22 protein-coding genes and 1 tRNA gene are annotated in these 22,559 nt (G+C 65.0%); 8 read left to right on the forward strand and 15 right to left on the reverse strand.

The window, feature by feature from the left end; all coding sequences use genetic code 11:
* Positions 1 to 31 precede the first annotated feature (31 nt).
* Both ACQPXH_RS00070 and ACQPXH_RS00075 read left to right on the forward strand, forming a co-directional pair.
* Positions 32 to 1,039 (forward strand): ATP-binding cassette domain-containing protein, encoded by a 1,008-nt coding sequence (locus tag ACQPXH_RS00070; RefSeq protein WP_433600308.1) that lies wholly within the window; start codon positions 32 to 34, stop codon positions 1,037 to 1,039.
* Positions 1,040 to 1,068: 29 nt separating this feature from the next.
* Entirely contained in the window at positions 1,069 to 1,887 is an 819-nt protein-coding gene (locus ACQPXH_RS00075) for an ABC transporter permease (RefSeq protein ID WP_433603677.1), read from the forward strand.
* Positions 1,888 to 1,904: 17 nt separating this feature from the next.
* Here the strand turns inward: ACQPXH_RS00075 and ACQPXH_RS00080 are convergent, their stop codons facing one another.
* Entirely contained in the window at positions 1,905 to 2,117 is a 213-nt protein-coding gene (locus ACQPXH_RS00080; RefSeq protein WP_364474058.1) for a hypothetical protein, read from the reverse strand.
* Between the two features lie 105 nt (positions 2,118 to 2,222).
* Between ACQPXH_RS00080 and ACQPXH_RS00085 the strand changes: the two genes are divergently transcribed.
* Positions 2,223 to 2,750, forward strand: a complete 528-nt coding sequence (locus tag ACQPXH_RS00085) for a peptidylprolyl isomerase (protein ID WP_433600309.1) — start codon at positions 2,223 to 2,225, stop codon at positions 2,748 to 2,750.
* Positions 2,751 to 2,754: 4 nt separating this feature from the next.
* Complete coding sequence (locus tag ACQPXH_RS00090; RefSeq protein ID WP_433600310.1) at positions 2,755 to 3,624, forward strand: rhomboid family intramembrane serine protease; 870 nt, start codon at positions 2,755 to 2,757, stop codon at positions 3,622 to 3,624.
* 44 nt (positions 3,625 to 3,668) lie between these two features.
* On the opposite strand, the gene ACQPXH_RS00095 is transcribed toward ACQPXH_RS00090, so the two are convergent.
* Positions 3,669 to 4,133, reverse strand: coding sequence for a PH domain-containing protein (locus tag ACQPXH_RS00095; RefSeq protein ID WP_433600311.1), 465 nt, complete (start codon positions 4,131 to 4,133; stop codon positions 3,669 to 3,671).
* A gap of 96 nt (positions 4,134 to 4,229) precedes the next feature.
* On the reverse strand, positions 4,230 to 4,493 hold the full coding sequence (crgA, locus tag ACQPXH_RS00100; RefSeq protein WP_063044162.1) for a cell division protein CrgA: 264 nt from the start codon (positions 4,491 to 4,493) through the stop codon (positions 4,230 to 4,232).
* A gap of 205 nt (positions 4,494 to 4,698) precedes the next feature.
* Here crgA and ACQPXH_RS00105 point away from each other — a divergent pair, with 205 nt between their 5' ends.
* Both ACQPXH_RS00105 and ACQPXH_RS00110 read left to right on the forward strand, forming a co-directional pair.
* The gene (locus ACQPXH_RS00105; protein ID WP_433600312.1) at positions 4,699 to 5,343 is read left to right on the forward strand and encodes an aminodeoxychorismate/anthranilate synthase component II; all 645 of its coding nucleotides are present in this window, start codon (positions 4,699 to 4,701) and stop codon (positions 5,341 to 5,343) included.
* Complete coding sequence (locus ACQPXH_RS00110) at positions 5,340 to 6,458, forward strand: dihydrofolate reductase family protein (protein ID WP_433600313.1); 1,119 nt, start codon at positions 5,340 to 5,342, stop codon at positions 6,456 to 6,458. The genes ACQPXH_RS00105 and ACQPXH_RS00110 overlap by 4 nt, the downstream gene beginning before the upstream one ends.
* Positions 6,459 to 6,528: 70 nt before the next feature.
* On the opposite strand, the gene pknB is transcribed toward ACQPXH_RS00110, so the two are convergent.
* From pknB to ACQPXH_RS00145, 7 genes are all read right to left on the reverse strand, one after another.
* Complete coding sequence (pknB, locus tag ACQPXH_RS00115) at positions 6,529 to 8,433, reverse strand: Stk1 family PASTA domain-containing Ser/Thr kinase (protein WP_433600314.1); 1,905 nt, start codon at positions 8,431 to 8,433, stop codon at positions 6,529 to 6,531.
* Positions 8,430 to 9,950 (reverse strand): protein kinase domain-containing protein, encoded by a 1,521-nt coding sequence (locus ACQPXH_RS00120; protein ID WP_433600315.1) that lies wholly within the window; start codon positions 9,948 to 9,950, stop codon positions 8,430 to 8,432. The genes pknB and ACQPXH_RS00120 overlap by 4 nt, the downstream gene beginning before the upstream one ends.
* 38 nt (positions 9,951 to 9,988) lie before the next feature.
* A complete protein-coding gene (locus ACQPXH_RS00125) occupies positions 9,989 to 11,455 on the reverse strand; it encodes a peptidoglycan D,D-transpeptidase FtsI family protein (protein ID WP_433600316.1) in 1,467 nt (488 codons plus the stop codon).
* Entirely contained in the window at positions 11,452 to 12,927 is a 1,476-nt protein-coding gene (locus ACQPXH_RS00130) for an FtsW/RodA/SpoVE family cell cycle protein (RefSeq protein ID WP_433600317.1), read from the reverse strand. Before ACQPXH_RS00130 ends, ACQPXH_RS00125 begins: the two co-directional genes overlap by 4 nt.
* Positions 12,927 to 14,411: a protein phosphatase 2C domain-containing protein gene (locus ACQPXH_RS00135; protein WP_433600318.1), complete on the reverse strand. Its 1,485-nt coding sequence runs from the start codon at positions 14,409 to 14,411 to the stop codon at positions 12,927 to 12,929. The genes ACQPXH_RS00130 and ACQPXH_RS00135 overlap by 1 nt, the downstream gene beginning before the upstream one ends.
* Entirely contained in the window at positions 14,408 to 14,875 is a 468-nt protein-coding gene (locus tag ACQPXH_RS00140) for an FHA domain-containing protein FhaB/FipA (RefSeq protein WP_014980860.1), read from the reverse strand. The genes ACQPXH_RS00135 and ACQPXH_RS00140 overlap by 4 nt, the downstream gene beginning before the upstream one ends.
* Before the next feature lie 201 nt (positions 14,876 to 15,076).
* The gene (locus tag ACQPXH_RS00145) at positions 15,077 to 16,522 is read right to left on the reverse strand and encodes a DUF3662 and FHA domain-containing protein (protein WP_433600319.1); all 1,446 of its coding nucleotides are present in this window, start codon (positions 16,520 to 16,522) and stop codon (positions 15,077 to 15,079) included.
* Positions 16,523 to 16,744: 222 nt separating this feature from the next.
* On the opposite strand from ACQPXH_RS00145, the gene ACQPXH_RS00150 reads away from it, so the two are divergent.
* Positions 16,745 to 16,827 (forward strand) — tRNA-Leu (locus ACQPXH_RS00150).
* Positions 16,828 to 17,469: 642 nt separating this feature from the next.
* Here ACQPXH_RS00150 and ACQPXH_RS00155 read toward each other — a convergent pair.
* Together ACQPXH_RS00155 and ACQPXH_RS00160 are read right to left on the reverse strand one after the other, a co-directional pair.
* The gene (locus ACQPXH_RS00155) at positions 17,470 to 17,943 is read right to left on the reverse strand and encodes a hypothetical protein (protein WP_433600320.1); all 474 of its coding nucleotides are present in this window, start codon (positions 17,941 to 17,943) and stop codon (positions 17,470 to 17,472) included.
* A gap of 91 nt (positions 17,944 to 18,034) precedes the next feature.
* On the reverse strand, positions 18,035 to 19,759 hold the full coding sequence (locus ACQPXH_RS00160) for a hypothetical protein (RefSeq protein WP_433600321.1): 1,725 nt from the start codon (positions 19,757 to 19,759) through the stop codon (positions 18,035 to 18,037).
* Between the two features lie 177 nt (positions 19,760 to 19,936).
* Here ACQPXH_RS00160 and ACQPXH_RS00165 point away from each other — a divergent pair, with 177 nt between their 5' ends.
* On the forward strand, positions 19,937 to 20,431 hold the full coding sequence (locus ACQPXH_RS00165; protein WP_433600322.1) for a hypothetical protein: 495 nt from the start codon (positions 19,937 to 19,939) through the stop codon (positions 20,429 to 20,431).
* A gap of 97 nt (positions 20,432 to 20,528) precedes the next feature.
* On the opposite strand, the gene ACQPXH_RS00170 is transcribed toward ACQPXH_RS00165, so the two are convergent.
* From ACQPXH_RS00170 to ACQPXH_RS00180, 3 genes are all read right to left on the reverse strand, one after another.
* Entirely contained in the window at positions 20,529 to 20,756 is a 228-nt protein-coding gene (locus tag ACQPXH_RS00170) for a hypothetical protein (RefSeq protein ID WP_433600323.1), read from the reverse strand.
* Between the two features lie 447 nt (positions 20,757 to 21,203).
* Positions 21,204 to 21,608, reverse strand: coding sequence for a hypothetical protein (locus tag ACQPXH_RS00175; protein WP_433600324.1), 405 nt, complete (start codon positions 21,606 to 21,608; stop codon positions 21,204 to 21,206).
* Between the two features lie 111 nt (positions 21,609 to 21,719).
* Positions 21,720 to 22,247: a hypothetical protein gene (locus tag ACQPXH_RS00180; protein WP_433600325.1), complete on the reverse strand. Its 528-nt coding sequence runs from the start codon at positions 22,245 to 22,247 to the stop codon at positions 21,720 to 21,722.
* Positions 22,248 to 22,559 lie beyond the last annotated feature (312 nt).

Here is a 22,559-nt window from a genome sequence, read left to right on the forward strand (position 1 = left end):
TCGCTCGGAGCGAGCGAACCTCAGGAGAATCATGCCCGACGCAATCGTCGCCGAGGGTCTGGTCAAACGATACGGCCAGTTGGTCGCCCTCGATGGACTCGACCTAGCGGTGCCCGAGGGCACCGTCACCGCATTGCTCGGACCGAACGGTGCGGGTAAGACCACCACGGTCCGGGTGCTCACCACCCTGCTCATTCCGGATGCCGGCCGCGCCACCGTCGCGGGTATCGACGTGCTCCGCAATCCACAGGCGCTGCGCTCACGCATCGGCGCGTCCGGGCAATACGCCGCCGTCGACGAATATCTCACCGGATTCGAAAATCTGGAGATGGTCGGCCGGCTCTATCACATGGGCGTACAGCGCAGTAAGGAGCGCGCGCGGGAATTGCTGGAACGCTTCCGACTGAGCGAGGCCGCCGATCGACCGGTCAAGGGCTACTCGGGCGGCATGCGCCGACGGCTCGACCTGGCCGGCGCACTGGTGGCCAATCCACCGGTGCTCTTCCTCGACGAGCCGACCACCGGACTCGATCCGCGTGCGCGCCTCGACCTCTGGGATGTCATCGAGGAACTGGTCGCCGGGGGAACCACCCTCTTGCTGACCACGCAGTACATGGAGGAGGCCGACCGGCTGGCCGACGCCATCGCGGTGATCGACCACGGCAAGGTGATCGCCCGCGGCACCGCGGATGAACTCAAGACCCTGGTCGGCGGCGACCGCATCGAACTCACCGTCGACCACGCCGACAATCTCGCGACCGCCCAGGAGGCACTGAAGGGCTTGGCGGACGGGGAGATCCACCTGGAACCCGGACTGCGCCGGATCACCGTTCCGGTCAGTGACGGATCGCAGGCGCTCGTCGATGCCATCGGCAGGCTGAGCACCCACAATGTGCAGATTCACGACGTCGGGCTGCGTCGCCCCTCACTGGACGATGTCTTCCTGACGCTCACCGGTCACGAGGCCGAGGAGTTGATCAACGGAAATGGCAGCAAGCCCGTGGATCGGCTCGAAGCAACGGAAGGACGCAAGCGATGACCGCGGCGACCCTGGACACCAGAACCCGCATGCCACTCGGCGAACGTCTCACCATCGTCTACACCGACAGCTTGACCATCGCCAAACGCAATGTCATCAAGATCAAGCGCGTACCCGACGTGCTGATCTTCTCGACGCTGTCGCCGATCATGTTCGTGCTGCTTTTCGCCTATATCTTCGGCTCGGCGATCGAGGTGCCCGGCATGTCGGGCGGTTACCGGGAGTTCCTGATCGCGGGCATCTTCGCGCAGTCGGTGGTGTTCGGCGCGACGTTCACCGGACTGGGACTGGCCGAGGATATGCAGAAGGGCATTATCGACCGGTTCCGTTCGCTGCCGATGGCGCCGTCGGCCGTGCTGGTCGGGCGCACCATCAGCGATGTGGTGATCAATGTGGTCAGCCTGGTGGTGATGTCGCTGACCGGTTATGTCGTCGGCTGGCGGATACGCGGATCACTGCTCGACGCGGTGCTGGCCTATGTGCTGTTGCTGCTGTTCGCGTACGCGATCTCCTGGATCATGGCCGTGGTCGGCCTGCTGGTCCGCGCGCCCGAGGTGTTCAACAACGCCAGCTTCATGGTGATCTTCCCGCTGACATTCCTGGCCAATACCTTTGTGCCGCTCGAGAATCTACCGACGGCGCTGCGGGTATTCGCCGAATGGAATCCGGTTTCGGCGGTCACCCAGGCGACTCGCGATCTGTTCGGCAATACCAGTCCGATGGCCCCGAAATCGGACGCTTGGTCCATGCAGCATCCGGTGGCGACGACGCTGGCGTGGGTGGTCATCATCCTGTTGGTGTTCATCCCGCTCGCGCTGCGTCAGTACAAGCGCACCGTCAGCCGCTGACCGGAATCGAAGCGAAGTCAGCGACCGTTGTCCGCGCCGGCGCCCGCCAAGGGGGTCGGCGCGGAACCGTTGCGGGAGTAGCCGATTCGCGGCGGCGCCGGCGCCGGTTCCGGCGGTTGTGGACGCTTGCTGCGGACCAACCAGGCCACGCCACCGGCCAGCGCGACGACGACCGCGGCGATCAGACGGTTACGAGAACGTGCGGAGGTGAGTAGGCGCCCCAAGGTCATTCGACAACTGTGGCACATACCCGCGCATCGCGCAGTAATCCCGGATCACAGCCGCACCCGGCCCGGTGCGGCGAAGATTGCGAGGATCGTGGCACGATGGGCGGCGTGACCTCACCGAATCAGACCGCCGTGGCCACGTTGCACACCAACCACGGCGATATCAAGATCTCGCTCTTCGGTAACCACGCCCCGAAGACGGTGCGGAACTTCCTCGGCCTGGCCGACGGATCGGCACCGTACGAGACGGAGAACGCCAGCGGCGGCACCTCCGGCCCGTTCTACGACGGCGTGAGCTTCCACCGGGTGATCGACGGGTTCATGATTCAAGGTGGTGACCCGACCGGCACCGGACGCGGTGGACCCGGCTACGAATTCGGCGACGAATTCCACCCGGAGCTGCGCTTCGATCGCGGCTACCTGCTGGCGATGGCGAATGCGGGACCGGGCACCAATGGTTCGCAGTTCTTCATCACCGTCGGTTCACAGCCGCATCTGAACCGCAAGCACACCATCTTCGGGGAGGTCGTCGACCCCGATTCGCGCAAGGTCGTCGATGCCATCGCGACCACGCCGACCGATCGCAACGACCGTCCCAAGGAAGCCGTCACCATCTCCAAGATCACTATCGAATAATCCGATGAACGCTCAACCGCCCGCACCGACGTGCGTCCGCCACCCCAATCGTCCTACGGGCCTGGCCTGCACTCGGTGCGGGCGACCTGCCTGTCCGGAATGCCTGCGACCCGCGGCGGTCGGACAGCACTGTGTCGACTGTGTCCGTCAGGGGCAACGTGAGGTCCGCCCGGTGCGAACCGTCGCCGGTGCGCAGACCCTGCGGACCCCGATTCCGTATGTCACCTATGTGCTGATCGCGCTGAACGCGATCATCTTCGCGGTCACCGCGGGCCAATCGAAGAGTCTGGTGGAGAACACCGGACATTCCGCGCTGTACGTCGACTGGGTGCTCTATCCGCCCGCGGTCGCGCACGGTCAGTACGTGCGGCTGATCGGCTCCGGCTTCCTGCACTACGGTCCGATCCACCTGCTGCTCAATATGTTCGCGCTGTATGTGGTCGGCCGCAGTATCGAGCCGGTCCTCGGGCGGGTGCGCTATCTGGTGGTCTACCTGGTGTCACTGCTCGGCGGTGCGGCCGCCGTGATGGTTTTCGCCAGGGACAGCCTCACCGCGGGCGCATCATGTGCGGTCTACGGACTGTTCGGCGCGATCACCGTGATCCTGATCCGGGTGCGGCAGAATCCGAATCAGATGTTGATCCTCATCGGCATCAACGTCTTCATCAGCTTCTCGCTGCCCGGTATCTCATTGGCCGGACACCTCGGCGGACTCGCCGCGGGCACCCTTGCCGCACTCGGCATTCTGTTCCTGCCCGAATGGTTGCGCGCGAAATCGCAGGAGAATGTGCGACTGATCGGGTGGACTGCGGTTGCCGCCGTCGCCGTGGCGGCACTCGCGGTGATCGTCGCCGCGGCCATATCGCTGCGGTAGATGCTTCACGTGAAACGTTGCCGCCGCGGGCATTCGGCGCGCGGCTACTGCGCCAGTCCGTGCGCGACAAGGGTTTCGAAGACCTCGTCCGGACTGGTGCCGAGGTCCCATCGGCCGAAGATCAGCAGCCGTTCGTCGCCGTGGTGCTCGACGTCGATTTCGAGCATGGGATTCTTGCGGCCGAGGCGGCGGTAGCCGACGACTCGGGCCCGCATTATCTGATCGCGGGTGTATGCGGTCGGCCCGGTAAGAGTGCGGACCACCAGTCGCGGCTGTGGATCGGCGGTGATGCTCAGGCGCGGGCGCTGTCGGAATCCGAGGCCGGCCAACGCCAGCAGGCCGACCGCCGCCGATCCGATCAGCAGCCGACTCGGCCCATCCTTGGCGAGGATGGCGGCACCGGCCAGCACCAAACCGCCGATGGTCACCGCAATGAGAGCGGCCATCGGTGTGGTCCAGGTGGTGCGTGGTTCGGGAGGCGGATCAGGCGAATCGGATTCGGGATCCACGTGTCACTTTCCCCAATCGTTCCTCGAGTTGTCCACACGGTTATCCACAGGTGTGCATGAATGACACGTCTGTAATCCTGGCGTTACTGAGCCAGGTCACCGCCACCGCATGGTCATGATCAGGCCGATGACCATCAGACCGAAGCCGATCAGGAAGTTCCACGCCCCGAGATCCGCCATCCAGGAGATCTTGTCGTTGGCCAAGTAGTAGACGAGCAACCAGACCAACCCGGCCAGCATGAAGCCGAGCATGATCACGACGTACCAGACCGGGGACGGCCCTGCCTTCACCTTCACCGGCGTGCGGCTGGCGGGATTGATCGTGTAGTCGGTCTTCTTGCGGACCTTCGACTTGGGCATGTCGTCCTCGGGTTCGGCGTTCAGGTCGGGTACCGGCGGGCGGGATTCGGTTGAATTATGGCCGAGCTCGCGCACCACAGAACCCGATCCGGCGGGGGCCGAGACGGTCCGGGTGAGGGCTCAGGTCCCCTCCGGTCTGCCTCTAGGCTATCCCAACTGGTAATGCGGGCGACGGTCCGCCGGGTCGCCACGTAATCTCGACAGCATGCGTGTACTGGTCGTCGACAACTACGACAGCTTCGTGTTCAACCTGGTGCAGTACCTCGGCCAGTTGGGTGCCGAGGCCGTGGTCTGGCGCAATGACGACGCGAAGTTGGCCGATCTGGACGCGGTCGTCACCGAATACGACGGCATTCTCATCAGCCCGGGACCCGGCACTCCGGATCGGGCGGGTGCGAGCATCGATCTGGTGCATGCGTGCACCCGGCACGGCATTCCGCTACTCGGGGTGTGCCTGGGCCATCAGGCCATCGGAGAGGCGTTCGGCGGCACCGTGACTCGCGCGCCGGAGCTGCTGCACGGCAAGACCAGCTCGGTCTTCCATCTCGGCGCGGGCGTGCTGGCCGGTCTGCCCGACCCGTTCACCGCGACCAGATACCACTCGCTCACCGTCCTCGAGGACACACTGCCCTCGGATATCGAGGTGATCGGGCGCACCGAGTCCGGGATCGTGATGGCCATGCGGCATCGGAGCCTGCCGATTCACGGCGTGCAGTTTCATCCCGAATCGGTGCTGACCCAGGGCGGGCACCGGATGTTGGCGAACTGGCTGGAGGTATGCGGCGAGCGCCCGTCCGAGGGACTGGTGGAGATGCTGGAGGCGGAGGTCGCGGCACTGGTGACCCAGTGACGCGTCGGCCCTATGTGCTGCTGTCCGTCGCGGTCAGTGTCGACGGATATATCGACGATGCGAGCCCGGAGCGGCTGAAGCTGTCCAATGCCGCGGATTTCGATCGGGTGGATCAGGTGCGTGCCGAGTCCGACGCGATCCTGATCGGTGCGCAGACGCTGCGGCGCGACAATCCACGGTTGCTGGTCGACAGTGCGGACCGCCGGGCGGCGCGCATCGCGGCCGGAAAACCGGAGTACCCGTTGAAGATCGCCGTCAGCGCACGCGGTGATCTGGATCCCGAGCTGCGGTTCTGGCACTGCGGCGGTGACAAACTCGTCTACACCACACACACCGGTGCGACGAAGCTCGGCGATCGGTTGGCAGGTCTGGCGGAGGTGGTTCCGCTCGGTGCCGATATCGACCTCGCAGCATTGCTCGACGATCTCGGCCGCCGCGGCATCGCCCGGCTCATGGTCGAGGGCGGCACCCGCATCCACACGCAGTTTCTCGCGGCGGACCTGGCCGACGAATTGCAGATGGCGGTCGCGCCGGTCGTCGTCGGACATGCCGCGGCGCCGCGCTTTCTCGGCCCCGCGAGCTACCCGGCCCGCCGAATGCACCTGGCCGATATCACTCGGATCGGGGATATTGCATTGCTGCGCTACCTGCCGCGCGAGTCCGAGGAACAGACCGATATCCGATTCATGCGCCGGGCAATCGAACTGGCGCGGCTGTGCCCGCCCAGTCCGACCGCGTTCTCTGTCGGTGCGGTCATCGTGGCCGACGGCGTCGAGATCTCGACCGGCTACTCGCGCGAGACCGATGAGAAGGTCCATGCCGAGGAGTCCGCACTCGACAAGCTCGACGCGGACGATCCTCGGCTGGCGCGAGCGACGATCTACAGCACCCTGGAACCGTGTTCGCAGCGCGCCACCGCGACCCGGCTCCCGTGCACCGACCGAATTCTGCGGGCCGGGATTCCGCGCGTCGTCATCGCCTGGCGAGAACCGACGACCTTCGTGACCAACTGCGTCGGGGTGGAGCAATTGCGGAAGCACGGCGTCGAGGTGGTCGAGTTGGCGGAGCTGGCCGAGGCGGCGATGTCGATGAATCGCCACCTGGATCTTTCCTGATCGGCGTGACCGCCCGCCGTAGACCGCGGTGACGAATTCGCTGAACTGATTGTCGCCAGGTTGGCCGCGGTTACGGCGGACCGAGGACGTAGGTGGTGATCGACACCGTTCCGTTCTTCGCGATCGCCGATCCGGCCGCGGGCTGCTGGCTGACGACCCGGCCGACGCTGTTGGTATCGAAGGTGCCCTGGGTGGTCTGGCTGATCTGTGCCGATGTGCCGGTCCAACCCGCCTGCCGCAGTTTGTCCACCGCCTGCGCCGTGGTCAGGCCGACCAGGCTCGGCATGACGATGTCGCCGCTGGAGACCTGCACGGTGACCGTCGATCCTTTGTCCGCGCTGGTGCCGCCCGCCGGGTTGGTAGAGAGCACCTCGCCCTTGGGCTTCGAGGACGGCACCTCCTGGATGTTGATCTTGAAACCGGCGCTGTCCACCAGATTCGGCTGCGCGACACTGATGTCCTGACCGACCACATTCGGCACTCGGATCTGCTCCGGTCCGGAGCCGAGAATCACGACGATGGCCCGGTCGACATCGACGCGCGAGCCCGCCGAGGGATCGGTGCCGATCACCTTGTCCGTCTCCTGCGCACTCGACGGCTTGCGCTGCACGCTCGGATCCATCCGCAAGCCACTGGCGTTCAGCTGCTGCTCCGCCTGCTCCTGGGTCATGCCGTCGAGCCGAGGAATCTGCACCTGCGCCGGCCCGCTGGAGACCTGCACGGTGATCGTGCTGCCCTTGTCGACCCGGGAGCCGCCGAGCGGCTGAGTGGAGATGACATTGCCGGTGGCGACCTTGTTATCCGGCTTTTGCTGGATGGCCACCGTGAAGCCGAGCTTCTGCAGCGAGTCCTGGGCCTGTTGCGTGGATTTGTTCGAAAGGTCGGGTATGGCGACCTGATCCGGGCGTGCGCCCGGTCCGATCAGAACCCAGAACAGGGCGAACGCAACGATGACCGCGGCGGCGGCGCCGAGCGCGATATAGAGATTGCGGCGTGGACTCGCCGGTTCGGCGGGTTCCTGCTCGGCGGTGTCGTCATTGCGTTCGACGGTGCGGAAGTTGCGCGGCCCAGGTTCGTTCGAGCCGAGGATGGTGGTGCGGTCCTCATCGGTCATCACCATCGGCGCGCTGGGCTTCTGCCCGCCGAGCACCCGGATCAGATCGGCACGCATCTCGGCGGCCGACTGGTACCGGTTGGCCGGATTCTTGCTCATCGCCTTGAGCACGACGGAATCCAGCTCGCGCGGCACTCCGTTGTGGACATGCGATGGCAGCCGCGGATCCTCCCGGACGTGCTGGTAGGCAACGGCGATCGGCGAGTCGCCGGTGAAAGGCGGCTCGCCGGTGAGGATTTCGAACAGCACACAGCCGACGGAATAGACATCCGAGCGGGCGTCGACGGTCTCACCGCGCGCTTGCTCGGGCGAAAGATATTGCGCGGTACCGATAACCGCTGCGGTCTGGGTCATCGGGTTGGAGCTGTCTGCGATCGCGCGCGCGATGCCGAAGTCCATCACCTTCACGGCCCCGGCCCGGTTGATCATGATGTTGGCGGGCTTCATATCGCGGTGCACGATTCCGGCCTTATGGCTGAAATCCAGTGCGGCGCAGACGTCGGCGACGACCTCCATGGCCCGGCGCGGCGGTATCGGACCCTTGCCGCGCACGATGTCACGCAGCGTGTCACCGTCGACGTACTCCATCACGATGTACGGCAGCGGACCGCCGTCCACCTCCGCCTCGCCGGTGTCGTAGACCGCGACGATGGCCGGATGATTCAGTGCGGCGGCGTTCTGTGCCTCGCGCTTGAAGCGCAGGTAGAACGTCGGGTCGCGGGCCAAGTCGGCACGCAACACCTTGATCGCGACGTCCCGGCTGAGCCGGAGATCGCGCGCCTTGTGGACTTCGGACATGCCGCCGAACCCGATGATCTCACCCAGCTCGTAGCGGGAGGAGAGATTCTTCGGGGTCGTCATGGTTGTCCTTGCGGAGTAGCAGCGCCTGGAGTGGCCGAGGGTCCTCGGGCACCGGGACTATCCGGAAATGGTAAATCGAGCGTAGGGAACCACGAGCCTCTTGTGGTGGTGGACGGACTCGTCGTTTTCGACGACTTCGTCGTACTCGGCGCTGTGGTACTCGGCGCTGTGGTCGGCGGCTGCGTTGTCGTCGTCGGTTCCTGGGTCGGTGGCGGTGGCGGGGCCGGTCTGGTCGTGGTGACGACGGTCGTCGGCGCCTCGGTTGTGGTCGTCGGCGGCGTCGTGACCGGCGGCGGCGCGACCTTCGTGGTGGTGGTGACCGGGCGCACGGTATCCGGATTGGTATCGCCGCCGAAGAGCAGCCACAAAACGAGTCCGACGAGCAGCACCGCGCCGACGGCCACGGCCGCGCCGACCTTCTGGCCGGTGGTGAATTTCGAGGTCTCCGGACCGGGCCCTGGGTTGGTGCGGGTGGCGCCGGAACTCATCACGGTCCTGGGCGCGCCTGCGGGCGACTGTCTGGTCGAAGCGACGCCGCCTACACCCATCGGCGTGGCCGGGGTGTTGTACCGGACCGTCGGGCCATCGTGGTCATGCGACGGCAGAATCACGGTCGGGCCCGGCGGCAGCACCCGGGTCGCACCGGTTGCCGTCGGTCCCGCGGTGGTGACCGGCGGTGGTGGACGCCGTCCGGCGCGCACGGCGGCGACGGCATCGGCGAATTCGCCGCCGCTGGCATAGCGCAGGGCCGGATCCTTGCCCATGGTGATCTCGATCAGCTCGCGCACATTGGGCGGCAGATCGGACGGCATCGGCGGCGGGGCCTCGCGCACATGTTTCATCGCGACGGTGATCGCGCCGTCGCCGCTGAACGGGCGCTGCCCGGCCAATGCCTCGTAACCGACCACACCGAGTGCGTACACGTCACTGGCCGCGGTCGCGTCCTCGCCGACCGCCTGCTCGGGCGCGATGTATTGGGCGGTGCCCATCACCATGCCGGTCTTAGTGACCGGGGAGGCGTCGACGGCCTTGGCGATGCCGAAGTCGGTGATCTTCACCTGACCGGTCGGCGTGACGAGGATATTGCCCGGCTTGACGTCCCGGTGCACGACGCCGGCAGCGTGTGCGACCTCGAGCGCGCGACCGGTCTGCTCCAGCATGTCCAGACCCTGGGCCACCGAAAGTCGCCCGAGCCGGTTCAGCACCGTATTGAGCGGTTCGCCCTGCACCAATTCCATGACCAGATAGGCGGTTTCCCCGCCGCTGGGATCCATGGTCTCGCCGTAGTCGTAGATTCCGGCGATACCCGGGTGATTCAGCTGGGCCGTGGTCTTGGCCTCACTGCGGAACCGGTGTCGGAAGGTCGGGTCGGCTGAGAACTCCGACTTGAGCACCTTCACCGCGACCCGGCGGTCCAGTCGGGTGTCGAGCGCCTCCCAGACCTGCCCCATACCGCCCGTGGCGATCAGGCGTTGCAGGCGATATCGGTCGGCGATCATCGCACCGTTGTTCAGCATCCCGGCCCCCGTACATCCACTCGCACGTTCATAATCTCTCAGCGCCCTCGCAAACCGGCGTCCAGCACCGCGCGGGCAATCGGCGCGGCCACCGAGCCACCAGTGGCGGCCAACGCCCGGTCGCCGCCGTTCTCCACGATCACCGCGATGGCGATCTTGGGGTTCTGCGCGGGCGCGAAGGCGATGTACCAGGCGTGTGGTGGCGTATTGCGCGGATTGCTTCCGTGTTCGGCGGTTCCGGTCTTAGAGGCGATTTGATACCGGGTCTGGCCGTGTCCGACGGTGTTGTCCTCCGACGCGATCATCAGGTTGGTCAGCGTCGACGCTACCTGGGCGCTGACAGCTTGGCCGACCGAGACCGGTTTATTTTTCGAGAGTTCGCTCAGATCGGGTCCCTGCAGTTGGTCGACCAGGTACGGCTCCATGCGGACGCCGCCGTTGGCGACGGTCGCGGCGATGACCGCGTTGTCCAGTGGGGTGAGCGCGACATCGCGCTGACCGATGCTGCTCTGAGCCAGTGCGGCATTGTCCGGAATCGTGCCGACGGTGCTCTCCGCCACCGGAATCGGGATGCCACGGTGCGCCCCGATTCCGAATGCGGCGGCCTCGTCCTTGAGGTTGGACGAGCCGACCTTGAGACCGAGTTCGACGAATGCGGTATTGCAGGATCTGCGGAATGCCTCGGTGAGCGTTGCGGTGGGGCCGCTGCCACAGGTGGCTCCGTTGTAGTTCTCCAGCGTCGTGTTCGTCCCCGGCAACGTGATGTTCGGCGCTGCGGTGAACTGGTCGTCCGGGGTTGCGGTGCCGTTGGCCAACGCGGCGGCGGTGACGACCACCTTGAAGGTGGAGCCCGGCGGATAGGTCTGCGACACAGCACGATTCAACATGGGTTGGCGCTGGTCCGCACTCAGCTCTTCCCAGGACTTGGTGCCCTGGGCGCCATCGTGCCCGGACAACAGGTTCGGGTCGTAGCTGGGGGTGGACACCATGGTGAGAATCTTGCCGGTACTGGGCTCGATCGCCACCACGGAACCCGTATAGCCCTTTGCGGTCAGCTGTTCGTAGGCGACCTGCTGCATCATCGGATCCAGCGTGGTGAGCACATTGCCGCCGCGCGGATCACGGCCGGAGATCATATCGATCAGGCGGCGTCCGAACAGCGAATTGTCCGAACCGTTGAGCACCGTGTCCTCGGCGCGCTCCAGCCCCGTGCTGCCGTACTGCATCGAGTAGAAGCCGGTGGCCGGTGCATACGCCTCGGGATCGGTGGGGTAGGTGCGCAGGTACTTGTAGCGGTCGTCGGTGGCGACCGAACTGGCCAGCACGGTGCCGCCCGCGGAGATCTGTCCGCGCTGGCGGGCGTATTCGTCGAGCAGCACGCGCGAGTTGCGTGGATCGGTGCGGTAGTCGTCGGCTTTGATCACCTGCACATAGGTGGCGTTGAGCAGCAGGGCGACGATCATGAGCATCACCGCGACCGCGACTCGTCGTAGCGGCGTGTTCATTCCTGCGGCCTCGCTTCCGGTTTGCGCAGAAGCTCGGTGGTCGCATCCGCGATCGGGGCCACCGGATCCTTCTTGCGCACCGGCGCCGGGGCACGTGCCGCGTCGGAGACCTTGATCAGCAATGCCAGCAGCGCGTAGTTGGCCAGCAGCGACGAACCGCCGTAGGACATGAACGGGGTGGTGAGACCGGTCAGCGGAATCAGTTTGGTGACACCGCCGACCACCACGAACAATTGGATCGCGATGGTGAACGACAACCCGGCGGCCAGCAGCTTGCCGAAGCTGTCGCGCACGGCGAGCGCGGTCCGCAGGCCGCGCACCACGAAAACCAGGAACAGCAGCAGCACCGCGGCCAGCCCGAACAGGCCGAGTTCCTCGCCGATGGTGGTAATGATGAAGTCGGTCTTGGCGAAGGGCACCTGCGAGGGCCGTCCGCTGCCGAGGCCGGTGCCCGCCAATCCACCGGTGGCCAGGCCGAACAGCGACTGTGAGATCTGGTAGCCGGTGTTGTTGTAATCCGCGAACGGGTGCAGCCAGGTCTGAGTGCGCACCCGGACATGGCTGAAGGCCTGGTAGGCGAAGAAGAATCCGATGGTCAGCAGCACGCCGCCGATGACGAGCCAGCCGACCCGCTCGGTCGCGATGTAGAGCATCACCAGTACCGTGCTGAAGATCAACAGCGAGGTGCCGAGGTCCTTTTCGAAGACCAGCACGCCGATGCAGACGATCCAGACCACCAGAATCGGTCCGAGGTCGCGGGCGCGCGGGAACTCCATGCCGAGGAAATGCCGACCGGCCGCGGTGAACAGATCGCGCTTGGCCACCAGCACCGAGGCGAAGAAGATGATCAGCAGGATCTTCGCGAACTCACCCGGCTGCACACTCAATCCGGGTAGCCTGATCCAGATCTTGGAACCGTTGGTCTCCGAATACGCCCCGGGCAGCAGTGCCGGAATCGCCAGCGCGACAAGGCCTGTCAAGCCCAGGGTGTAGCCGTATTTGGCCAGCGTGCGGTAATCGCTCAGCACGACCAGAATCGCGATGAAGATGATCATCCCCAGACCGGTCCACAGGACCTGTTGATTGGCGTCGGGGGAGGGGATCGGCCACGAGTTGTAAGCGGCGGTCTGCGCGTCGGCGAGATCGAGCCGATGGATCAGCACCAGGCCGAGTCCGTTCAGCAGCGCGGCGATCGGTAAGAGCAGTGGATCGGCGAACGGTGCGAAGCGGCGCACCGCGAGATGCGCGACCGCGAACAGGGCCAGATAGGCGAGACCGTACTTGGCGATATCCCAGGTGACCGATTGTTCCTGACTCGCCTCGACCAGAAACAGCGAAACGGTGACAATGCCCGTCGCACCGGCGAGCAATACGAGTTCGGCATTGCGCTTCGTCGACGGTGGCGGCGCTGGCGCGAATCCGCCGGGCGGACTGGGAAAAGCCCCAGCGGACGGCGGTGCCGGAGCGGACATCAGTCCGTCACCCGGCAAGGTTCCCCCGCCGTCTGGGGGTTCGGCGACGTCGCCGCCGTCGGGGTCTTGGCGTCGGGGCCCTTGGTCTCACTCGGCTGCGGTTCGGGCGCGGGCGGCCGGTTCTCGGTGGTCGGGGCGACCGTCGTCGGCGCGGGGACCCCGGGCTGCGCGGGCGGCTCGCTCGGCGGCACGACGCCGGGCTGCGGTACCGACTCCTTGGTCGGACAGACGGGCAGCAGCTCGTTGCGCGCCAGCATCTGCATCTGCTTGCGCGCCTCGTCCAGCGAACCCGGCGGCAGCCCCTTGTCCACCTGGTCGTGCCCGGTCTGCTTGAGATCGGAAACCTTGAGCGACTTGCACTTCGGCGGCAGCGTCTCGCCCGGCTGCTTCAGGGTGAGGGCGCCGGTCGGGTCGACACAGCCGATCGTCTCGACCTCGTGGATCGAATAACCCAGCACCGAACCCGGCAGCCCGCGCATGATGACGACCTTGTCGTTATCCGCGCCGACGTAGTAGTTGCTGCGAATCATGTTGTAGCCGACCAGCAATCCGACCGCTGCGGCCAGCACCAGGGCGACCGCGAGCAGGATCCACCGCAACTTGTGCGATTTGCTCTGCGGCGGCGTCTCCGGTGTGGCGGCGGCCCGGCGTGGTTCGGCCCGCGGCGGACGCATCGCGGCGGCCCGACCGGCGGCGGTATTCGGCGGCGGGGAGTCCTCGTCCTGACCCGAGGCCGCGCCCGCCACGATCGGGTGGCTCTGCCCGTAGTCCAGATCGATGACATCGGCGACGACCACGGTGACGTTGTCCGGGCCGCCGCTGCGCAAGGCGAGTTCGATGAGCCGATCAGCACATTCGTCGGTGCTGCCCTCGCGCATGGTGTTGGCGATGGTCTCATCGCTGACCACATCGGAGAGTCCGTCGGAGCACAGCAGATAGCGATCGCCGGCCCGGGCCTCGCGCATGATCAGCGTCGGCTCGATCTCGTTGCCGGTGAGGGCGCGCATGATCAGCGAGCGCTGCGGATGGGTATGCGCCTGCTCGGGCGTGATCCGGCCCTCGTCGACCAGCGACTGGACGAAGGTGTCGTCGCGGGTGATCTGGGCCAGCTCGCCGCCGCGCAGCAGATAGGCGCGCGAGTCGCCGATGTGGACCAGGCCGAGTTTCTTGCCCGCGAACAGGATCGCGGTGAGCGTGGTGCCCATGCCGTCGAGTTCGGGCTCTTCCTCGACGTGATCGGCAATGGCGCCATTGCCCTCGTGGACGGCGGTATTGAGCTTGCCGAGCAGATCGTCGCCGGGCTCGTCGTCGTCGAGGTGGGCGAGCGCGGCGATCATCAACTGCGATGCCACCTCGCCGGCGGCGTGGCCGCCCATACCGTCGGCTAGTGCGAGCAGCCGTGCGCCCGCATAGACGGAGTCCTCGTTGTTGCCTCGGACAAGACCGCGGTCGCTGCGCGCTGCGTAGCGGAGAACAAGTGTCACGATCGCAGCTCGATCACTGTTTTGCCGACACGGACGGGGGTTCCGAGTGGAACTCGGACTGCGGTGGTGACTTTCGCGCGGTCGAGGTAGGTGCCGTTCGTCGAGCCGAGGTCTTCGACGTACCAGTCGTCACCGCGCGGTGAGAGCCGCGCATGTCTGGTCGAGGCGTAATCATCGGTGAGTACCAGCGTTGAGTCGTCCGCACGTCCGATCAGCACCGGTTGGGTGCCGAGCGAGATGCGAGTGCCGGCGAGTGAACCTTGAGTCACCACAAGAAATTTGGCGCCCTTCTGGCCTCGGCTGAAAGACGGCAGCACCGCGGAACCGCGTGCGGCCCTGGGCTGGATCCGGATGCCGGATGCCGCGTAGATGTCGCTGCGCAGGGTGCGCAATACCGCCCACACGAATAACCACAACAGCAGCAGGAACCCCGCACGGGTCAATTGCAGGATCAGTCCCTGCACGGCGCTCCACCTCCTGTTCGACCGTGTACGTCGGTGCCGGAGGTGCGAGTTCGCCCCCACCGGCCTGCTGGTTTCGCGAGCCCCGGTCCTGGCGACGCGCGTGTGTTGGCAGCATCATAGGGCCGTGGGTCGAGTTCGATCACGATACGGCCGCAGAATCCCTGTACGCCATGTCGTGACCTGCACCGCGAGCTTACGGGATCAGACGATACGGATCAGGATCTCGGAGTGCCCGGCGCGGATGACGTCGCCATCGGCCAGCTGCCAGTCCTGAACCGGGGAGCCGTTGACCAGCGTGCCGTTGGTCGAACCCAGATCCGAGAGCATCGCGGTCTGCCCGTCCCAGCGAACCTCGATGTGCCTGCGAGAAACTCCGGTATCCGGCAGCCGGAAGTGCGCATCCTGACCGCGGCCGATGATGTTGCTGCCCTCGCGGAGCTGGTAGGTGCGGCCACTGCCGTCGTCGAGCTGCAGCGTCGCGGAATAGCCCGAACCGGCTTGTGCGCCACCGCCGTACACGGGTGCGGGGGCCTGGTAGCCGCCGCCCTGCGCGCCGTAGCCGGGCTGTTGCGAGTAGGCCTGGCCATAGCCGCCCTGCTCCTCGGGCGCGGCGTAGCCCGGCTCGCCGTAACCGGGTTCCGCGTAGCCCTGTTCGCCGTATCCGGACTGCGCGTAGCCCTGCTGGCCGTAGCCCGGCTGCTGACCGTAACCACCCTGGTCGGCGTAGCCCTGCTCGCCGTAACCCTGCTGCGCGTAGCCCTGCTGGCCCTGCTGGCCCTGCTGGCCCTGCTGGCCATAGCCCTGTTCGCCGTAACCCTGCTGCCCGTAACCGGGCTCCTGGTAGCCCTGCTGGCCGTAGTCCTGATCGGCGTAGCCACCCTGCTGCTGGCCGTAGCCGCCGCGCTCGCCATAGCCCTGCTGCCCGTAACCGGGCTCCTGGTAGGCCTGCTGGCCGTAGCCCTGGCCACCCTGCTGGTAGTCGTAGCCGTTCTGATAGTCGCCGTAACCCTGTTGCGAGTCCGGTGCCTGGTAGTCGGAGCCACCGCCGTAGGGCGCGCCGCCCCGGCCGTAGTCGTCGCGGTACGCACCGTTCGGCGGCCCGGGCCGCCCCGCAGGCGGCGGTGCGTACCCGCGGTTGCGTGGATCGGACTCCGCGGGCTCACGGCTTGGGTCGTAGCCTGAGTTCTGCGTCATGGGGCCAGCTCCTGGTTGCGGGTGTGCAGGTCGTTGTGGCGTGGGTTCGGGGCTGCGAGCCGGGGTGGCTCTGCGGCCGATGTCGGGATCGACCCGACCGCTCGCCCTGAACTGTCCGGTGTGCAGCGTAGGTGATGCCTCGAATGCCACGTGTACTTCGCCGTAGGTCTGCCAGCCTTGCTCGCGGATGTAGTCCTGAAGGTGTTTGGCGAACGCGCGGGTGGTGAGGTCGTGGTCGGCGTCGAGTTGTTGGTGATCAGAGGTGTTGATGGTGATCACATAACTGTTGGGCGCCAACAGATGTCCGCCACCCAGATCCTGGATATTGTCGGCGGCTTCCTGCTTGAGTGCCGCTTCCACCTCCTGGGGAACGACACTGCCCCCGAAGGCTCTGGCGAACACGTCACCGACGGCGCCTTGCAGGCGACGTTCGAATCGAGAAACGATGCCCATCTCGGCCTCCCTTCGGTGCGTGTCTGATTATTCATAACAACGACACGTACATATGGCGTGTCGCGTATCGACCACGTTCATTGCATGATATCCACGATCGTCCACACCTGTAACTCCCGGAAGCCAGCCTGGGTTCCCGCGCCTGTCCGGACCGCACTCGAGTGCCGTCAACAGGCGATTTCGTGTCTCGCAGACCCGCGTGATACTGTCTCCCAGTCGCTCGGGCGAGTGGCGGAATGGCAGACGCGCTGGCTTCAGGTGCCAGTGTCCTTCGGGACGTGGGGGTTCAAGTCCCCCTTCGCCCACAGATGTAGTGCCGTAGAGCCGCAGGTCAGAGGGTGTTTTCTCTGTTCTGCGGCTTTTTTCGTCAACAGGATTTGTTGACTGGGATGTTGACTGGAATCGCCAGTTGGTGTTGACAATCGTTTTCGGTCAAGGCGGGGTGTGTTCCCCTTTCGGTTCGAACGCTGTGAAAGTGCCTGGTTATCGATTGTTTTGGTGCTCGGCGCATGTGTGTGGTCGAGGTCGTGGGTTAGCGGATCGGCCTGGAGGAGAAGGGGGTTCGGAAGCACTCCCTTCTCCCTGTGTCGGGCATTTGGGGGTGCCCGGCATCGCGCTCGGTCGCATCGTCTGAGTTTTGGGTCGGTGGCTCTTGCTGCCAGACGCTGGCTTTTGTTAGGCGTGCGCCCATCATCCGAACCTGGAGTTCCTGATGTTTCAACCTGCGGTTACCCGATAGCCGGATCCCGGTGTGGATCATGGGCGGTCGTCGGTGACCGGGCTCGCGTAACAGTGAGGGCGCGTGCCTCTGCCCGAGCACCGTCCAGAACCTGATCGGGAACTGCCCCGCTTGATCGCCAGGACTTGAAATCCCGCAATTTCGTTCGTCACGAAAACCCGAATCAAGCTGCCCCGCAGCGTTGTTGAGCGATCTCACTGCCACATCACTACGCTGCGAGGAACGGCCACCACCAATGGGTGGGGGGCAGACCACGCAGCATCGGATAATCCGGGACATCGTCCGCGTATTCCGCACTGCTCCGGAGTATCTCGTCCATTTCCTTCAGCTCGTCGAGATTTTGATCGTACAGAAGATCCGATGATCCTGGATAATCGTCCAGCAGCAATTGAATCGCCGAACGACGGATAAACGCCTCTTCCCACCTGCCGGTCACCGCGCTGTCGAGCGCGTGGCCGATACAGACAGAAAATGCGTGGCGATCGGCATCGATCCGCGAAATCACCTCGGAGCGAAACTCTGCTAGCTCGGTATCCGATACTGGGTCGCCACCACCGACCTGAACACCGATCAGCTCGGACATGGCGTTCTCGAAGGTGCCCCACCGTGTGGAGAGATGACGCTCGCTGCCGGAGTCGGCGTACTCTTTCGACAAGTCGAAAAGACGCAGGGCTTCCCGCATCGACTCTTTAGTCGTACCAAATCTCATGAGCGAACCACCTTGTCTGAATAATTGGATGTCACAGTAACAGCTCCAGTTTGGTTTCCAAGACTTATTTGATGTGAGCACCGTAGGCTATGACGCGGGCCATCTCAGCGTCGGATGCTTCGGATTTGCGCCGATGGGAATTGATGTTGACTGTTAGGGATTGGTTCAGCTTCCCATCTTGTACTGTGCTGATCGGTTGAACCTCCAGGATCGGTGACGGTGCCGGAGTCGAGGCCACTGTGTGGCGGATCGAACCGATGAGATTGTCGATCCATGACTGCGGCGCGAGGGCGGTGGTCGAGAAGGAATCTCGCCTCGGTTCGGTGACAGCGGGTCGATCGAGCCCCGGACGCATCCCCAGTATCGGCGGTAGCGCGAGACTGGGCGGCACCAGTCCATTGGACCATGCCTTACCCGATGACCAGGGCGATGGCGGGTATCGCTGGCTCATTCCTGGGTCGGGCACAATCTCTGGTGGTGCTGTACCGTCGGGCCCTGGTTTGACTGCTGTCGGTTGCCCGTATGTGGCGATCATCGCCCTTCCGTCCGGAGTGACGTTCACGATGGTTTCGACGATGTTCGGCTTCCCCTTGACGATCACATCTCGTTGGAAGACATACTTCATCACCCCGTCCCTCGGGTAGATTCCGACCAGTCTGCCTTCACGAACGGTGAGGTCGGCGCTGTTCTGATACGCCTCGATTCGGCTCGGCAAAAGCTCCTTCTCCGAGTCGGGCATGTTTTTCCAGTGCCTGAGAGCGTGGTAAGCACTACCGAACTCGTCACCGAATCCGAGACTCTGGTTCTGCCGCAGCATCGCTACCACATCCCGTTGCGACATCCATGGGCGCAGATCAACGGCACCTTTGCCGCTACGCCGAACAGTCTCTATGTCCTCTTCAAGATTTTTCGTGACCTGATAGTCATCCAAACGCTTGGCGGCTACCGAATCTTTGTTTTCACCTTTCAGAATGTCTTTAGGGTCCACACTGTCGTATGCTTCTTGGTATTTCCCCTTATAGTATTCGTACGCGTTCGCGAATTTTCGCGGATTTCCGGGACCGGCTTGGTTCATCGCCCATTGAAGGGCGCGTTGCTGCATTCCGGCGTTGACGGCGTTGTTATTGAATTTCGCGGTTCCGCCGACTACCTGCGCGGCCCGTTGGCGTGCGGGATCATCCGCCGGCAGGTCTCCCAATACGAGCTGTGCGAAGGTCGGCGTTTCCGAATCCGGGCCACCGATCATCGTCTCGGCGAGGATACCTTCGCCATCGGCGATCTGAATCCGCCGCCCGTTGGACATTGGCTGAGGCTTCACCCCTGGCAGATCCCGCACTTCCGGCACCGGTTCGACTGTTTTCGGGAAGCCTGGTGCGTCGGGGGTGGTGGTGGACTGTGTGATGCGGTCTTTCAGTTGGGGTGGCAGGTTTTCGAATCTGTTGATGGCTTGGCGGGCCAGTGCGATGGCTTCTTCGCGGGTTGCGCCGTTGGCGAGGGCGGTGCGGGCGGTGCGGGAGCCGATGGCGAGGGCGGTGGCGCGTTCGGTGGCGTTGATCCCGAGCTCGGTGACGCCACCGACGAGTGAGACGACGTCGATCGCGGCGAGGATGTTCTCGACCGCACTGTGTTCGGGTGCGCGGTGGGTGGTGGTGGGACGCAGCGAGCCATCGGGTTGGGGGGTCAGTGTGGCGAGATCGGCCATCGGGCCGTAGAGGTGGTTGTAGACCCAGTCTCCGGCGATACCGAAATCGGTTTTGATGCCGTTGGCCAGATCGATCGCGCCCTGCACGCCGTCGCGGTCCAGCGGAACGCTGCTGCGGGCGGGAGGTGTGCGTGATCCGTCGGGGTAGATGTAGTAGGTGGCGGTGGAACCGTCGCCGAGGGTTTGGGTGACGCGTTGCCCACCGGGTTGGGGCCGATCGAATTCGGTGCGGACCGGTCCGTCGGGACTGTTGGTGATCCGGGTATGCACATAGTTGCCGGTCGAGTCGAGACCGTAATCATCTACCGCGGTGACCAGACCGTTGGTGGTGGTGACGACGTGGTCGCTGCCGTCCGGGCGGCGCTGGGTGTATTTCTTGACACCGGGCTGATCACTGCTTTCGATGGTGATGATGCCCTTGGTGTCGGTGGTGGTTGTCAGCTTGCCCTGCGGGTCGACCGAAAAGGTTCGGTCCCACGGCATTTCCATGTTGTCACGGTTGCCGAGGCTGCTGATCTGGACTTCGAGGGTGTCGTTTCGGTCGACCAGGCGGGTGGTCGTGGCGTCGGGGTTGTCCCAGTATCCGGTGGTGATGCCCTTCTCGCGGTAGTCGAGGATCGGCTGACGACCCGTCTCCGGGGGAACAGGATTTCGGTGCGTGTCCATGGCTTGTCGGCGCCGTCGGATCCGCCGCCCTGGGTGACTTTGATGATCGATCCGTCGAGTTGGACGGTGGTGGTGATCTTGTGGCCGAACTGATCGATCGTCGTTGTCGAATTCGGTGTGCCGTATAAACCTTTGACCTGGGCTGTGGTGACCGGCGAGGGATCGCCCGACCGGTTGGATCCCGGCCGGGTCAGCGCGGGGTCGGGTTTGAAAGCGTCTGGATCACTACTGCCGGATCGGGCCGAAGGAGGGCTGGTGTGAATGCTGGGTTGTGCCGGGCCGGGTTCGGTACCGAGTTTCCAATCAGGTTTGAAAGCATCCGGATCAGGCATAATTCCTCCTTGCGAGTGGCGTGATGAGAACGACGCAAACGTGTTGCGCCGGTGAGTAATTCGTCAGGACCGATGTCGGTCAGCATCTGCGGCCGCGTTATCCATGGCGCGGGACAGAGCAGACATAAAACGCGGCCCGCACTTTCGCGGGCCGCGTGGCTTTTTCGGGAGTTCCAGTTAGTGGTCGTCATCCATCCGGGCCGCGATGTAGCGGCCGGTGTGCTCGGCCTGTCGGTGTAGTCGTGGAACGACTGCGGCATGGCCGATAGATGGTGGTGTCACCGGCAATCAGTGTCGTGGCCATCTTGCAGGTGCCCAGCCCCACGCTGACCGGGGGCTTTTCGAGTGGCCGACAGAATCCCCAGACCGGACATGAGCGGCTGGTGTCAAATACCGCAGAAACGAGTGAGACCTGCACGAAAGCCAAGCAGTGCCTGCAAGAAAAGGGGGGCAGACAAGCCTTGTCGACGGACGGTTGCACAGTCGTGCCGTCTGCAAGATCATCACGCAAGCAATGCGATTTCGTCAAGCCCTCACCGATCCGGACACGCCGGTATCCGTACCCGAATCCGGCGCCAGAGACTGTCATGGACCGGCCGAACAGAAACCTGGACACCTCGCGACCTCGACGCCGAGGTCGACCGGCCCGCGAGAACCGGACACCGGCGAGTCGCAGCGGCCCCACCAGGACACGTGCCCGTGGTCGATTCGCGCGGCACGGTGTGCTGGACATTCGCCCTCTCGCCCCCCACCATCTGGATCTCGAAGACGGCGGTCTGCTGATCCTCGCGTTGCGCGGTGGGGGTGTAGATGTGCGGGGCCAGTCGGGCGCGGGCTTCATCGCGCAGGCGTGTGCCGTCGCGGTCGAGGGTGCCGGTGGTGGAGGCCAGGGCGAGGTCGGCGGCGAGTTGGCTGGGACTGTAGGTGGCGTCGGGCATGAAGGTGGTGCCGTCGGTGGTCCACAGTCCGCCGTGTTGCCAGTGCTGGTCGAGTCGCTGCTGGGGCGGCGGGCTTCTCGGTGCCGGTGGGGTCTTGGGCGCGGCCGGCGATCAGGTCGAGGTCGCGGCCCAGTTGCGCGGCACTGTAGGTGGTGTCGGTGGCGAAGCCCGAGGCCAGTTGCGGGGTGGCGAAGCGTTGGGTGCGTGGGTGGTGGGTGTGGATTCCCACGGCGTTTTGATGCTGTTCTGGTGGGTGGTCAGCCCGTTGGGCAGGGTGACCGGTCTCTGCTGGATCGTGGTACCGCTGGGCAGCGTCAGATCCTGGGACTGCCCTGGTGCGGGTTGGGGGCTGTGGGTCAATGCGAGCGCGTCCTCGATACCACCGGCCGGTGGCGGCTGCTGCTGTTGCTGGGCCTTCGAAGGGTCGGGCATGAGCAGACCCGCCAGCTGTTGCTGCTGGGGCGTGAGCCCGCCGGTCGAGGGTTTCGCCGTGGTGGTCGGTGGCGGAGCGACGCGGGGCTTGCCCAGGCTCTCAGGGATCGACGGGCCCTGAACGGGATAAGGGGTGGTCAGCGGGGTGGTGATGGCCGGGGCCGAGACATCGTTGTCGGGGATCTGCTGGGGGTCTTTCGGTGCCACAGTGCGTACCTCGGTATTTCATGAAAAAGGCCGCCCCCACTGCTGGGGACGGCCGGAGGGCGGAAATGACAAGTGCCGCCCACGATTTCGGGGTGAATCGAGTGCGGCACCAGAGGTGCTCACGAACGGGCGTCGTGAGCTGGGGGTGTCCGACCACAGGGCCGGACGTGTTCGCATGAAGTTGCGGTGGGCCTCGACGATTGCTGGTTTCGGCACCGGCGTAATCGCCTACAGCCGAGTCGATGACTCACCGGCTTGGGACATGAAAAAGCCCAGGCTGCGTTGTGGATGCTGCCTGGGCGGGCGGGGTGG

It is taken from the genome of Nocardia sp. CA-135953 (assembly GCF_050955735.1).
Taxonomy (GTDB): domain Bacteria; phylum Actinomycetota; class Actinomycetes; order Mycobacteriales; family Mycobacteriaceae; genus Nocardia.